Raw genomic sequence first — 14,669 nt, forward strand, 5'->3', positions numbered from 1 at the left:
CTGGCCCTGTGAGTGAGCCCCGCCCTTCAGACCGGCACGACGCCTCGGACCCCGACGACACCTTCGCGGAGATCGTCGACGAGGAGACCCAGCGCGACCCCGACCTGGCGGTGATCGAGGCCGGGAGCCGGACGCTGCGCACCCAGTCGGGTCCGCCCCAGGGCGAAGCGGTCCCCGCCCGCCCCGCCGACCCGGAGACCGACCGCGCCCTGCGCGCCGTCGAGGACGAGCTCGCCGGCCGTTGGGGCGAGACCAAGCTCGAACCGTCGGTGACCCGTATCGCCGCCCTGATGGACGTGCTGGGGGAGCCGCAGCGCGCCTACCCCTCGATCCACATCACGGGTACGAACGGCAAGACCAGCACGGCCCGCATGATCGAGGCCCTCCTCGGCGCCTTCGAGCTGCGCACCGGGCGCTACACCTCGCCCCACGTCCAGTCCATCACCGAGCGGATCAGCCTGGACGGCACCCCGATCGAGGCCGAGCGCTTCGTCGAGACGTACGAGGACATCAAGCCGTACGTCGAGATGGTCGACGCCCAGCAGGAGTACCGCCTCTCCTTCTTCGAGGTCATGACCGGAATGGCCTACGCGGCCTTCGCCGACGCCCCGGTCGACGTCGCGGTGGTCGAGGTCGGCATGGGCGGCACCTGGGACGCGACGAACGTCATCGACGCCTCCGTCGCCGTCGTCACCCCCATCTCCCTGGACCACACCGACCGCCTCGGCTCCACCACCGCCGAGATCGCGGGGGAGAAGTCCGGCATCGTCAAGCAGGGCGCCACGGTGATCCTGTCCCAGCAGCCGGTCGACGCCGCGCAGGTCATGCTCAAGAAGGCGGTCGAGGTCGACGCCACCGTGGCCCGTGAGGGCATGGAGTTCGGCGTCGTCTCCCGCGAGATCGCGGTCGGCGGGCAGCTGCTGACCCTGCGCGGCCTCGGCGGCGAGTACGACAACATCTTCCTCCCGCTCTACGGTGCGCACCAGGCGCACAACGCGGCCGTGGCCCTCGCCGCGGTCGAGGCGTTCTTCGGCATCGGCGCCGAGCAGGCCCGCAGCCTGGACGTCGAGGTGGTCCGCAAGGCGTTCCTCTCGGTCCTCTCCCCGGGCCGTCTGGAGGTCGTGCGCTCCAGCCCGACCGTCGTCCTGGACGCGGCGCACAACCCGGCCGGCGCGGCCGCCACCGCCGAGGGGATCTCCGAGGCGTTCAGCTTCTCCCGGCTCATCGGGGTCGTCGGCACGAGTGGCGACAAGGACGTCCGAGGGCTCCTCGAAGCCTTCGAGCCGATCTTCGCCGAAGTCGTCGTCACCCAGAACTCCACCGCGCGTGCCATGGACGCGGACGCCCTCGCCCAGATCGCCGTCGAGGTCTTCGGCCAGGACCGGGTCCAGGTCGAGCCGCGCCTGGACGACGCCCTGGAGGCGGCCATCACCCTCGCCGAGGAAGAGGCCGAATACGCGGGCGCCGGAGTCCTGGTGACCGGATCCGTGATCACGGTCGGCGAGGCCCGGCTGCTGCTTGGAAGGCGTTGACCTGTGCGTACGCTCTGTGCATCGACGCTGATCGGTGAATTCTTCGTGATCGGCTTCGCGGGCCTCGTGGCGATGAAGTCCGACGACCTGTCCATGGGCACGGTCTGGACGGTCTGCGGCATCGGCATGCTGCTCTCCGTGCTGCTCTGCGGTGTGATCACCCGGCCCGGCGGGGTGCAGGCCGGCTGGGCGCTCCAGGTCGCGCTGGTGCTCAGCGGGTTCTTCGTTCCGATGATGTTCATCCTGGGTGTGGTCTTCGCCGCCCTGTGGTGGGCCTCGGTCCACTACGGTCGCAGGATCGACGAGGCCAAGGCGCGGTGGGCGGCCCTGGCCGAGGAGCAGGAGAGCGCAGGAGCTCCGGCCCAGGGGTGACACTGCGTGAGCCCGGTCGTGGGCTCCGCCGCACACCCCTGTAATCTCGCCCTCACCCGCACCCAAGAGCCCGCAAGGAGCCGCACATGACTCAGCGCACCCTCGTCCTTCTCAAGCCCGACGCCGTACGGCGTGGGCTGATCGGCGAGATCGTCGGCCGCATCGAACGCAAGGCCGGCTGGACGATCACCGCGCTGGAGCTGCGCACGCTCGACCAGGCGACCCTGGAGCAGCACTACGGCGAGCACAAGGGCCGCCCGTTCTACGAGCCGCTCGTCGAGTTCATGGCATCCGGCCCCGTCGTCGCTCTTGTGGCCGAAGGTGAGCGGGTGATCGAGGGCGTCCGCGCGCTGGCCGGTCCCACCGACCCGATCGCCGCCGCCCCGGGCTCCATCCGCGGTGACTTCGGCACGATCACCAGGGAGAACCTCATCCACGCCTCGGACTCCGAGGAGTCCGCGGAGCGAGAACTCAAGCTTTTCTTTCCCGGGCTTTCCTGACTCCGGCTCCGCCAATCAGCGCTCATGACCTGGGGCGACCGGACTAATTCGGTCGCCCTTCGGCATAGGGTCCCGTCTCGCGGGAACGCATCCTTCCGACGTAACGTCACCATGGGTGGAACGGGCAACCGTTCCGCTCGTCAGGCGCGGGACCCTCGCGCTGCGTACGTGAGTACGGCACTACGATGGAAGCTTCCACGCCCGCAGCGCCAGCCCTCGCCTACCTGAAACAAGCCATTCTTCGCTTCTCGGGAAGGCCCGACGCATCCTCATGGGGAACAAGGGGAACTCAATGTCGTTCATCGGCCGTGACATGGCTATCGACCTCGGGACTGCCAACACGCTGGTGTACGTCAGGGGGCGCGGCATCGTTCTGAACGAGCCGTCCGTCGTGGCCATCAACACCAACACCGGCGGAATCCTGGCGGTCGGAGCCGAGGCCAAGAAGATGATCGGCCGCACACCGGGCAACATCGTTGCCGTGCGGCCTCTGAAGGACGGCGTGATCGCCGACTTCGAGATCACGGAGCGCATGCTCCGCTACTTCATCCTCAAGATCCACAAGCGCCGCTACCTGGCCCGCCCGCGGGTCGTCGTCTGTGTGCCCTCCGGCATCACAGGGGTCGAGCGGCGTGCCGTCATCGAGGCGTCGACGCAGGCCGGTGCCCGCCAGGTGCACATCATCGAAGAGCCCATGGCCGCGGCCATCGGCTCCGGTCTGCCGGTCCACGAGGCCACCGGGAACATGGTCGTCGACATCGGTGGCGGCACCACCGAGGTCGCGGTGATCTCGCTCGGCGGAATCGTCACTGCCCAGTCGATCCGGGTCGCCGGTGACGAACTGGACAACGCGATCATCCAGCACATCAAGAAGGAGTACTCGCTCCTCCTCGGTGAGCGCACCGCCGAACAGATCAAGATCACGATCGGCTCGGCGTACGACATGGAGAAGGACGAGCACACCGAGATCCGCGGACGCGACCTGGTCTCGGGCCTGCCCAAGACCGTCGTCATCTCCGCGGGCGAGGTCCGCAAGGCCATCGAGGAGCCGGTCAACGCGATCGTCGACGCCGTGAAGACGACGCTCGACAAGTGCCCGCCGGAGCTCTCCGGCGACGTCATGGACCGCGGCATCGTCCTCACCGGCGGCGGCGCGCTCCTGCGCGGGCTCGACGAGCGTCTCCGCCACGAGACGGGCATGCCGATCCACATCGCCGAGGACCCGCTGGACTCCGTGGCGCTCGGATCCGGCAAGTGCGTCGAGGAGTTCGAGGCGCTCCAGCAGGTGCTGGACGCCCAGCCCCGACGATAGACACGATGTTCCGCCGTACGGGCACTGCCGTCCCGTACGGCGGAACGTTGGTATACAGGCACGAACATTCCGACGAGGAAGGCACGGCCGCCGCACGTGAGGGACACACGAGAGAGCCGGCTGCTCCTGGTGCTGCTGATCGCCATCGCATTCGCCCTGATCACGGTGGATATCCGCGGTGGCGAGGAATCACCGGTGGACGGGGCCCGGCAGGTCGCCGCCACGGCCTTCGGGCCGGTCGAGAACGGCGTCGCGGCCGCGGTCGATCCGGTGGGCAACGCCATCGGCGCCGTCCGCGACTCCGGTGACCGGCACGACCGGATCGCGGCCCTGGAGCACGAGAACGCCGAGCTGAAGACCGAGCTCGGCAGCGACGACCGCAACGCGAGCAAGATCCGCCAGCTCGACACGATGCTCAAGAGTGCCGGGGCGGGCCAGTACGGCATCAAGGCGGCCCAGGTCATCGCCATAGGAGCGGCCCAGGGATTCTCCTGGACCGTCACCATCGACGCCGGGGCGAACGACGGCCTCAAGCGCGACATGACCGTACTCAACGGCGACGGACTCGTCGGCCGGGTCACCACCGTCGGCCCGAACAGCGCGACCGTACTCCTGGCCAACGACCCCGACTTCACCGTCGGCACCCGCCTGGAGAAGACGGACGAACTCGGCTTCGCCACCGGCCAGGGGTCCCGGTCGCTCTCCGTCCAGTTCCTCAACGGCAAGGCCGACGTGAAGAAGGGCGACCGCCTGGTCACCTTCGGCTCCAGCAAGGACAAGCCGTTCGTTCCCGGTGTGCCCGTCGGCCAGGTCGTCCGCGTCGACCCGTCGGGCGGAGACCTGACCCGGACGGTCTACGTCCAGCCGTTCGTCGGCTTCACCAAGCTCGACATCGTCGGTGTCGTCGTCCAGGCTCCCCGCGAGGACCCCCGCGACATGGTCCTTCCGGTGCAGCCCAAGAAGCCCGAGAAGCCCAAGCCCACCCCGACGGTCACCGTCACCGTCCAGCCCAACGGCGACCTCGTCGACGCCGAGGGGAAGGTCGTGGGGAACATCAACGAGAAGCCCGACGCGTCCGGCTCCCCGGACGCCGCCGGCGACGCCGACCCCGCCGCGGGTGACGCGGCGAACGAGCAGGAATAGAGCTGATCCCCATGCGCATCAACAGGACTCTGCTCTCCGTCACTCTGGTCGTCGTCGCCCTCGTCATCCAGGTCTCCGTACTCGCCCGGCTGCAGCTCCCGGGTGCCACGCCGGACCTGATCCTCCTCGTCGTGGTCGGGCTCGCCTTCGTCTACGGGCCCGTCAGCGGCACCCTCATCGGTTTCGGCGCGGGGCTCCTCGCCGACCTGGCACCTCCCGCCGACCACGCCGCCGGCCGCTACGCCCTCGTGCTGTGCGTCGTCGGCTACCTCGCCGGCCTCGCGCGGCCCGAGAACGGCCAGCTCAAGTCCGCCTTCACCCCCATGGCCTTCGTCGTCGCCGCGGCCATCGGATCGACCCTGCTGTACGCGGGTGTCGGCGCGCTCGTCGGTGACACCGCGGCCCGCCACGTCGGGCTCGGCAGCCTGCTGTTCACCGCGGCGGTGTACGACCTGCTGCTGGCGCCGTTCACGGTGCCGCTGATCATGGCGCTGGCCAGACGCACGGAGAACGACCCGGTCGCCGACAGTTCCGGCAGCGGCGACGTCGCCGCAGGCTGGCTGGCCACCGGTACCGGGCTGCGGATCGGCAGCCAGCGAGGGGCGATGCGCCTGAGGGCGGCCCGAGGCCGCGCGGCACGCGCGGGAAGGATCAAGGGGGTCAAACGACTGTGAGGCTGCGTTCTTCCGGGGGCGAGCCCCGTACCCTCGGCCGACCGACCACCACCGGGGGCGCTCAGTGAGCAACATTCCGGAGACGGGCCGGACCCAGCGGGTCCAGATCCGTCTCGTCGTCATCCAGGTCCTCGTCTTCTCCCTCCTCCTCACCCTCGGCGGCCGGCTCTGGTACCTCCAGATCCGCAACGGCCAGGAGTACACAGACGAGGCCAAGAACAACCACGTCCAGCAGGTCGTGCAGCCCGCCGTCCGGGGATCCATCCTCGACGCGCGCGGGGTGCCCCTCGCCGACAACGAGACCCGTCTCGTGGTGTCCGCGAGCCGTACCGAACTGATGAAGATGAAGGACGACGGGGTGGCCGTCCTCACCCGCCTCGCCGACGTCCTCGACATGAAGCCCAAGGACGTCCAGGACAAGGTCCGGCTCTGCGACGCCAAGACCCCGCAGCCCTGCTGGAACGGCTCGCCCTACCAGCCGATCCCCGTCACCGACGAGGCCACCACCCAGCAGGCCCTCACCATCCGTGAGCGCGCCGAGGACTTCCCCGGGATCACCGCCGAGCCCACGGCCGTACGCCGTTACGCCTCGCCCGGCAAGGCCAACACCGCCCAGGTGCTCGGCTACCTCTCGCCGGTCACCGACGAAGAGGTCACCAAGGCACAGGACACCGACTCGCCGTACCTCCGCTCCGACCAGGTCGGCCGGTCCGGCCTGGAGCGCACGTACGACAAGGAACTCCGCGGCAAGGCCGGGGTCACCCGCTACGAGGTCGACAACCTCGGCCGTGTCATCGGCCAGGCGCAGAACGACGAGGCCGAGCCCGGGGCGAGTGTCGTCACCTCCATCGACGCCCGCGTCCAGGCCGTCGCCGAGTACGAGCTGAACAAGGCGATGGAGACCGCCCGCAAGGAGATGGACCGCAACACCAACGAGCTCTACAAGGCCGACTCCGGCGCCGTCGTCGTCATGGAGGCCAAGACCGGACGCGTCGTGTCCATGGCCTCCCTGCCGAACTACGACCCCAACGCATGGATCGGCGGCATCTCCGCCAAGGACTACGCCAAGCTCACCGGCAAGAAGTCCAACTTCCCGCTGCTGAACCGGGCCATCCAGGGCACCGCCGCACCGGGCTCGATCTTCAAGGTCGTCTCCTCGACCGCCGCGGTCAACGCCGGGTACCCGTTCGACGGCAACTACCCGTGCCCCAGCTCCTACTCGATCGGCGGACAGGTCTTCAAGAACTTCGAGTCCCAGGGCTACGGCAGCATCGACATCGGCCGTGCCCTCGAGGTCTCCTGCGACACCGTCTACTACGGGCTGGCGCACAAGGAGTGGGCGAAGGACGGCGGCAACAACCCGAAGAAGAAGCCCGCCGACTGGTTCTACAAGACCGCCCACCAGTTCGGCCTCGGCAAGGAGACCGGCATCGACCTCCCCAACGAGGTCAGCGGCCGTGTCCCCGACCGCAAGTGGAAGCAGGACTTCTACGACGCCAACAAGGCGTCCTGGTGCAAGCAGGGCAAGAAGGACGGCACCTACGTCGAGAAGATCGCGTACGAGGGCTGCATCGAGGGCAACAAGATGCGTGCCGGTGACTCGGTCAACTACTCGATCGGCCAGGGGGACACGCTCGTCACCCCGATCCAGATGGCGACCATCTACGCCGCGATCTCCAACGGCGGGACCCTGTACGACCCGACCGTCGGCAAGGCGATCGTCAGCGGCGACGGAAAGACCGTCCAGGAGATCGCCCCCAAGTCCCACGGCAAGCTGCCCTTCACGGGTAAGACGCGCGACCAGATAGACGATGCCCTCGCGGGAGTCGCGACCCGGGGCAGCGCCGCCTGGCGATTCGGCGGATGGCCCCAGGACAAGATCCCGATGCACGCCAAGACGGGCACGGCCGAGGTCTACGGCAAGCAGACGACCTCCTGGTTCGCCACGTACACCAAGGACTACTCGATCGTCATGACGATCTCCCAGGGTGGTACGGGTTCGGGCGCCTCCGGCCCCGCCGTGCGCAACATCTACAACGCGCTCTACGGGCTCGACGCCAGCGGCAAGCAGAACCTCAAGAAGGCGCTGCTGCCCACACCCCAGAAGACGCTGCCCAAGATCAAGCCTGACGGCCAGATCGTGTCCCCGAAGATCAAGCCCTACACCCCGGAGCCGCCTGCCGAGGACGGCACCCAGGCACTCGCCGGCGCCCTCCCCGTCACCGTGGGGAGGCGTGACTGATGGCCGGTTTCTCCATCCCGCGCTACGGCCCCGAGAAGCGCTCCCTCTGGATCAGGCTCACCGCCCGCGACTCCGTCGTGCGGCGGCTGGACTGGCCGCTGCTGGGTTCGGCCCTCGCGCTGTCCTTCGTCGGTTCGCTCCTGGTCTGGTCGGCGACCCGTGGGCGTGAGTCGCTCACCCACGGCGATCCGTACTACTTCCTCTTCCGGCACGTCCTGAACACCGGCATCGGCCTGGCGCTGATGATCGGCACCATCTGGCTCGGACACCGCACCCTCAGGGGGGCGGTGCCCGTGCTGTACGGCATCTCGGTCCTGCTGGTCCTCGCGGTCCTCACCCCGCTCGGCGCCACGGTCAACGGCGCGCACGCCTGGATCATCATCGGCGGCGGGTTCTCGCTCCAGCCCTCCGAGTTCACCAAGATCACGATCATCCTCGGGATGGCGATGCTGCTCGCCGCCCGCGTCGACGCGGGCGACCAGCTCCACCCCGATCACCGCACGGTCGCCAAGGCCCTCGGCCTGGCCGCCGTGCCGATGGCGGTCGTCATGCTGATGCCCGACCTCGGGTCCGTCATGGTGATGGCCGTCATCGTGCTGGGAGTTCTCCTCGCCTCGGGCGCGTCCAACCGCTGGATCTTCGGACTCCTCGGGACCGGGGCGGCGGGAGCCCTCGCCGTCTGGCAGCTGGGAGTCCTCGACGACTACCAGATCGCGCGCTTCGCGGCCTTCGCCAACCCGGCGCTCGACCCGGCGGGCGTCGGCTACAACACCAACCAGGCCCGCATCGCGATCGGCTCCGGCGGACTCACCGGAACCGGGCTCTTCAACGGGTCCCAGACCACGGGTCAGTTCGTCCCCGAGCAGCAGACCGACTTCGTGTTCACCGTGGCGGGCGAGGAACTCGGCTTCCTCGGAGCCGGACTGATCATCGTCCTCCTGGGGGTCGTCCTGTGGCGTGCCTGCCGCATCGCCCGTGAGACCACCGAGCTCTACGGCACGGTCGTGGCCGCCGGGATCATCGCCTGGTTCGCCTTCCAGTCCTTCGAGAACATCGGGATGACCCTCGGGATCATGCCGGTCGCGGGACTCCCGCTGCCGTTCGTGTCGTACGGCGGATCGTCGATGTTCGCGGTCTGGGTGGCCATCGGCCTGCTCCAGTCCATCCGGGTGCAACGCCCGATGTCGGCCTGATCCGGACGTCCCCACCCTGCATATCCGGGCCCGTCGCGGATAGGTTCGATGTATGGCGGACTCGAAGCACGAGGTCGAGCGGAAGTACGAAGCGACTCCCGAGACCCGGCTGCCCGACCTGACCCGGGCGGCCGGCGTCTCGTCCGTCGTCCACCGCGGCCTGATGGAACTCGACGCCGTCTACTACGACACCGAGGACCTCCGCCTCGCCGCGCACTCCCTCACCCTGCGCCGCAGGACGGGCGGCGAGGACGCCGGGTGGCACCTCAAGATCCCGGTCTCCGCCGACGTCCGCGAGGAGATCCGGGCCCCGCTGAGCGACGCCCTCCCCGCCGAGATCGGCAAGCTCCTCCGCTCGCGGGTACGCGCGGCCCCGGTGCTCCCCGTCGTGCGGATCCTCTCGGCCCGCGACGTCCACCACCTCCTGGACGACGACGGCGCCCTGCTCGCCGAGGTGAGCATCGACGAGGTCCTCGCCGAACGCCTCACCGAGCGGGGGCGCGGCACCACCTCCGCGTGGACCGAGATGGAGGTGGAGCTGGCCGACGACCAGGACCCCGCCCTCCTCGACGCCGTCGAGAGGCGGCTCCGCAAGGCGGGCGTCCGGCCCTCGGCCGCACCGTCGAAGCTCTCCCGCGCCCTGTCCGAGACCTCCCCGGAGAAAGGGCCCTCCCGGAAGAAGGAGGGGAAGCCCGCCCCACGCACCGCCGGTGAGCACGTGCTGGCCTACGCGGCCCGCCAGGTCGCGGCGATCGTCGAGCTCGACCCCGCCGTACGCCGGGAGCTCCCCGACAGCGTTCACCGCATGCGGGTCGCCACCCGCAGACTGCGCAGCGCTCTTCGGACCTACCGGAAGATCCTCGACCGGACGGTCACGGACCCGCTGCGCGACGAGCTGAAGTGGCTCGCCGCGGAACTCGGGATCGACCGTGACAGGGAGGTCCTCGAAGCCCGCCTCGACTCCCGTGTGGCCGGGCTCCCCGTACCACTCGTCCTCGGTCCGGTACGCGCCCGGCTGGAGCTCGCCTTCACGGCCCGTCACGCCGGTTCGAGGCGGCACGTCGACTCCGTACTCGACTCGGACCGCTACCTGGCCCTCCTCGACTCCCTCGACGCCCTCCTCGCCGATCCGCCCCTGCTCCCCGCCGCAGTGCGGGAACCGGGCGAAGCGTTGCCGCGCGCCGTGCTCAAGGACTACGACCGCCTTGCCGCGCGTGTGGGGTACGCACGGGAGCTCGGCCCCGGGCCGGAGCGCGACGTGGCCATGCACGAGGCGCGCAAGGCGGCCAAACGCGTTCGCTACGCCGCCGAGGCGGCCAGGCCGGCCCTGGGGAAGCCCGCGAAGAAGTTCTCCAAAAGGATGAAGTCGGTGCAGTCGGTACTCGGTGACCACCAGGACAGCGTCGTCGCCCGGGACGCACTGCGAACCCTCGCGGTCCAGGCCCATGAGGCGGGGGAGTCCGCCTTCACCTGGGGACTCCTCTACGGCCAGGAGGAGACGGCGGCCGCCGCACGGGAGCGCGAGCTGCCCGGGGTGTGGGACCGGGCCTCCCGCCCAGGACTGCGCGCGGCACTGAAGGGCTGAGCACCGGGTTACGCTTGATGGTCACCCCTGCCAGCTACGAAGGTCCACAGATGTCTGCCGAGTCGGTCTTCCCGCAGCTCGAAGCTCTGCTCCCGCATGTGCAGAAGCCCATCCAGTACGTCGGCGGTGAGCTGAACTCCACCGTCAAGCCGTGGGACGAATGCGACGTCCGCTGGGCACTCATGTACCCGGACGCCTACGAGGTCGGGCTGCCCAACCAGGGCGTCATGATCCTCTACGAGGTACTCAACGAGCGCGATGGCGTCCTCGCGGAGCGCACGTACAGCGTGTGGCCCGACCTCGAGGAGCTGATGCGCGAGCACAAGGTTCCGCAGTTCACCGTGGACAGTCACCGGCCCGTCGGCGCGTTCGACGTGTTCGGCCTCAGCTTCTCCACCGAGCTCGGCTACACCAACATGCTCACGGCCCTGGACCTCGCGGGTATCCCGCTGGAGTCCAAGGACCGCACCGTCGATCACCCGATCGTGCTGGCGGGCGGCCACGCCGCGTTCAACCCCGAGCCGATCGCGGACTTCATCGACTGCGCGGTCATCGGTGACGGCGAGCAGGCCGTCCTGGAGATCACCGAGATCATCCGCGCCTGGAAGGCCGAGGGCCGCCCGGGCGGCCGCGAGGAGGTGCTGTTCCGTCTCGCGAGGACCGGTGGTGTGTACGTCCCCGGCTTCTACGACGTCGAGTACCTGCCCGACGGCCGCATCGGCCGCGTCGTGCCCAACAAGTCCGGTGTCCCGTGGCGCGTGTCCAAGCACACCGTCATGGACCTCGACGAGTGGCCGTACCCCAAGCAGCCTCTCGTCCCCCTCGCCGAGACCGTCCACGAACGGATGTCCGTCGAGATCTTCCGCGGCTGCACCCGCGGCTGCCGTTTCTGCCAGGCCGGCATGATCACGCGCCCCGTGCGGGAGCGAAGCATCACCGGCATCGGCGAGATGGTGGACAAGGGCCTCAAGGCCACGGGCTTCGAGGAGGTCGGCCTGCTGTCGCTCTCCTCCGCCGACCACACCGAGATCGGTGACATCGCCAAGGGCCTCGCAGACCGGTACACGGACGACAAGATCGGCCTCTCGCTGCCCTCCACCCGCGTCGACGCGTTCAACGTGGACCTGGCCAACGAGCTGACCCGCAACGGCCGCAGGTCCGGCCTCACCTTCGCCCCCGAGGGCGGCTCCGAGCGCATGCGCAAGGTCATCAACAAGATGGTCTCGGAGGAGGACCTGATCCGCACGGTCGCCACCGCCTACGGCAACGGCTGGCGCCAGGTCAAGCTGTACTTCATGTGCGGCCTGCCCACCGAGACCGACGAGGACGTCCTCCAGATCGGCGACATGGCGGTCAACGTCATCGCCAAGGGCCGAGAGGTCTCCGGGCAGAACGACATCCGCTGCACCGTCTCCATCGGCGGCTTCGTGCCCAAGCCGCACACCCCCTTCCAGTGGGCCCCGCAGCTGAGCGCCGAGGACACCGACGCCCGGCTGAAGAAGCTCCGGGACAAGATCCGCGACGACAAGAAGTACGGCCGCTCGATCGGCTTCCGCTACCACGACGGCAAGCCCGGCATCGTCGAGGGCCTGCTCTCCCGCGGTGACCGCCGGGTCGGCACCGTCATCCGCGAGGTGTACGAGTCCGGCGGCCGCTTCGACGGCTGGCGCGAGCACTTCAGCTACGACCTCTGGATGAAGAGCGCCGCGAAGACCCTGCCGGACTTCGGCGTGGACGTCGACTGGTACACCACCCGCGAGCGGACGTACGAGGAGGTCCTGCCCTGGGACCACCTGGACTCCGGCCTCGACAAGGACTGGCTCTGGGAGGACTGGCAGGACGCGCTCGACGAGACCGAGGTCGAGGACTGCCGCTGGACGCCGTGCTTCGACTGCGGTGTCTGCCCCCAGCTCGACCTCGACATCCAGATCGGCCCCACCGGCAAGAAGCTGCTGCCGCTGACCGTCGTGAAGTAGTCCCGTCCGGGTGACAGCCCGGTGACGAACGCCCGGCCCGGGAAACCCCTGGCCGGGCGTTCGCGTCCTTGTCCGCATGGACCTCGACGAGCAGGCCGGCGCCGGTGCGCCGCACAGGGGCGGCGAAGGCTGCCTGACGGTCATGGTCAGAATCCCGGTACGGATCGTCGTCCTGCTCCTGGTCCTGCCCCTGCGCATGGTCTGGGACGTCCTCGTGGCGAGCGCCGGTGTGCTGGAGAAGGTTCTGCTGCGCCCTCTGTGGAGGGCGCTCACCTGGATCCACCGGTGGTTGCTCGTCCCGGCCGGGCGCGCGCTCGGTTGGCTGACCAAGGCCCTCCTGTACTGGCCCTGGGTGGCGCTGTGGCGTCATGTCGTCGTCCCCTTCGTCCGCCACTGCGTGGTCGCGCCGCTGTCGTGGCTCCACCGGGCCGTCCTCACCCCCCTCGGCCAGGGGCTGCGATGGGTCTGGAAGCGGCTGCTCGTACCGGCGGCCGCCGGGCTGGTGACCGTGCTCCTGGTGTGGCCGGCGATCACGCTGTGGCGGTACGTCCTGCGACCGCTAGGCCTCGCCGCCGGCTGGCTCGCCGTGCACCTGCTGGTGCTGCCCGCCCGATGGGTGTACGGGTACGTGCTCACCCCGGTGGGGCACTTCGTCGCGTGGACGGCCGACCTCGTCGCACGCGTCCTCACCGCCACCGCGCGGGGGCTGTGGGCCGCTGCCGTGTGGCTGTTCATGACGCTTCTCGTACAGCCCCTGGTGTGGGCGTGGCGAAAGGCCCTGGCTCCGCTGGGACGCGAGCTCGCGGAGGCCGTCGGCGTCGCCTGGCGGATCGCCGGCCACCTCTCCCGCGCCGTCGGCCGCGTCCTGGCCTGGCTGGCGTGGCACCTGATCGGGGCGCCGGTGACCTGGGCCTACCGCTCGCTGTGCACCCCGGTGGGGCACTTCGTACGCGACGCGGTGTGGGCGCCCGTGAAGCGGGTGGCGCTGGAGGCCGGCCGGGCGGCACGTGCGGCCCTGGCGTCCGCACGGGAGGGCCTGCGGGCGGCGCGCCGTGACGCCTGGCGCGCCCTGGTGGGATCGCCGCAGGTCACGGAGGCACGGGAACTCGAAGGGTCCGCTGCGCGTACCCTGGGTAGGACAACGACTGTCCCCAGTGCGGCGCCCGCACCCGAGATCTCTCCGCTCGACGACAAAACCGTCGGGCGGGGGTGAGCCGGAGCGGCACCCCGGGGCACCCTGTACTTCGTGGGCGGCACGCCACCGCGGCCGCCCCGCACCGAGGAGAAGAACCACTGGGCAAGCGACAGCCCGAAGGCCCGCCGCCCGCACCGGCGGTGCAGCGCATCCGACTGCGCTACACCAAGCGGGGCCGCCTCCGGTTCACCAGTCACAGAGACTTCCAGCGTGCCTTCGAGCGGGCGCTGCGCCGCTCCGAGGTGCCCATGGCCTACTCGGCCGGTTTCACCCCTCACCCCAAGGTGTCGTACGCCAACGCCGCCCCCACGGGTACGGGCAGTGAGGCCGAGTTCCTGGAGATCGCCCTCACCGAGGCGCGGGACCCGGCCCTCCTTCGCGAACTGCTCGACGCCTCCATGCCCGACGGCCTCGACGTCGTCGACGCGGTGGAGGCCCGCACGTCCGGGCTCGCCGACCGGCTGACCGCCTCCGTGTGGGAGATGCGGCTGGACGGCGTGGCCGTGCAGGACGCGGAGAAGGCCGTCGCCGCCTTCCTGGCCGCCGAGACCGTCGAGGTCCAGCGCCGCGCGAAGAACGGCGTCCGCACCTTCGACGCCCGCCCCGCGGTCGTCGACCTCGAGGCACATGATCCACAGCCTGATAGGTCCGGGGACAGGCCTTGTGCGATACTGCGCCTGGTAGTGCGGCACGTGACACCTGCTGTACGACCCGACGACGTCCTGTCCGGTCTCCGAGCTGTGGCCGACCTAACGCCGCCGGTCCCCGCAGCGGTGACCAGGCTGGCGCAGGGGCTCTTCGACGAGGAGTCCGGCACGGTGACCGACCCGCTCGCGCCCGACCGCGAGGCAGCCCCGGCCGTTTCCACGGCCGATCCGGCCGCCGCCGCGACGGCGCCGGAAGGTGCAGGTTCCGCGTAAGGCGGTCGTTGTAGCGCAGCCCTCG

At 69.8% G+C, this 14,669-nt stretch carries 12 protein-coding genes; all 12 read left to right on the forward strand.

Annotated elements, in window-relative coordinates; all coding sequences use genetic code 11:
* The first annotated feature begins 8 nt into the window (after positions 1-8).
* The 12 genes from ACGFNN_RS02165 (at position 9) to ACGFNN_RS02220 (ending at position 14,644) form a co-directional block, all read left to right on the forward strand.
* Positions 9-1,532, forward strand: coding sequence for a bifunctional folylpolyglutamate synthase/dihydrofolate synthase (locus ACGFNN_RS02165; protein WP_393552013.1), 1,524 nt, complete (start codon positions 9-11; stop codon positions 1,530-1,532).
* Positions 1,533-1,535: 3 nt separating this feature from the next.
* Positions 1,536-1,904, forward strand: coding sequence for a DUF4233 domain-containing protein (locus ACGFNN_RS02170; RefSeq protein WP_362549217.1), 369 nt, complete (start codon positions 1,536-1,538; stop codon positions 1,902-1,904).
* 86 nt (positions 1,905-1,990) lie between these two features.
* Entirely contained in the window at positions 1,991-2,404 is a 414-nt protein-coding gene (gene ndk, locus ACGFNN_RS02175) for a nucleoside-diphosphate kinase (protein WP_329205617.1), read from the forward strand.
* Positions 2,405-2,696: 292 nt separating this feature from the next.
* The gene (locus ACGFNN_RS02180) at positions 2,697-3,716 is read left to right on the forward strand and encodes a rod shape-determining protein (protein WP_362549220.1); all 1,020 of its coding nucleotides are present in this window, start codon (positions 2,697-2,699) and stop codon (positions 3,714-3,716) included.
* A 96-nt stretch (positions 3,717-3,812) separates the two neighbouring features.
* Entirely contained in the window at positions 3,813-4,859 is a 1,047-nt protein-coding gene (gene mreC / locus ACGFNN_RS02185) for a rod shape-determining protein MreC (RefSeq protein ID WP_393552016.1), read from the forward strand.
* Positions 4,860-4,870: 11 nt separating this feature from the next.
* Positions 4,871-5,533: a rod shape-determining protein MreD gene (gene mreD, locus ACGFNN_RS02190; RefSeq protein WP_362549226.1), complete on the forward strand. Its 663-nt coding sequence runs from the start codon at positions 4,871-4,873 to the stop codon at positions 5,531-5,533.
* Between the two features lie 64 nt (positions 5,534-5,597).
* Positions 5,598-7,775, forward strand: coding sequence for a penicillin-binding protein 2 (mrdA, locus tag ACGFNN_RS02195; protein ID WP_393552018.1), 2,178 nt, complete (start codon positions 5,598-5,600; stop codon positions 7,773-7,775).
* Positions 7,775-8,968: a rod shape-determining protein RodA gene (rodA, locus tag ACGFNN_RS02200; RefSeq protein ID WP_362549232.1), complete on the forward strand. Its 1,194-nt coding sequence runs from the start codon at positions 7,775-7,777 to the stop codon at positions 8,966-8,968. Before mrdA ends, rodA begins: the two co-directional genes overlap by 1 nt.
* A 52-nt stretch (positions 8,969-9,020) precedes the next feature.
* Positions 9,021-10,553 (forward strand): CHAD domain-containing protein, encoded by a 1,533-nt coding sequence (locus ACGFNN_RS02205; protein WP_393552020.1) that lies wholly within the window; start codon positions 9,021-9,023, stop codon positions 10,551-10,553.
* A gap of 50 nt (positions 10,554-10,603) precedes the next feature.
* The gene (locus ACGFNN_RS02210; protein WP_393552022.1) at positions 10,604-12,529 is read left to right on the forward strand and encodes a TIGR03960 family B12-binding radical SAM protein; all 1,926 of its coding nucleotides are present in this window, start codon (positions 10,604-10,606) and stop codon (positions 12,527-12,529) included.
* A 76-nt stretch (positions 12,530-12,605) separates the two neighbouring features.
* On the forward strand, positions 12,606-13,742 hold the full coding sequence (locus ACGFNN_RS02215; RefSeq protein ID WP_393552024.1) for a hypothetical protein: 1,137 nt from the start codon (positions 12,606-12,608) through the stop codon (positions 13,740-13,742).
* Positions 13,743-13,864: 122 nt separating this feature from the next.
* On the forward strand, positions 13,865-14,644 hold the full coding sequence (locus tag ACGFNN_RS02220) for a TIGR03936 family radical SAM-associated protein (protein WP_393552026.1): 780 nt from the start codon (positions 13,865-13,867) through the stop codon (positions 14,642-14,644).
* Positions 14,645-14,669: the final 25 nt, after the last annotated feature.

Source organism: Streptomyces sp. NPDC048590 (assembly GCF_043199535.1).
Taxonomy (GTDB): Bacteria; Actinomycetota; Actinomycetes; order Streptomycetales; family Streptomycetaceae; genus Streptomyces.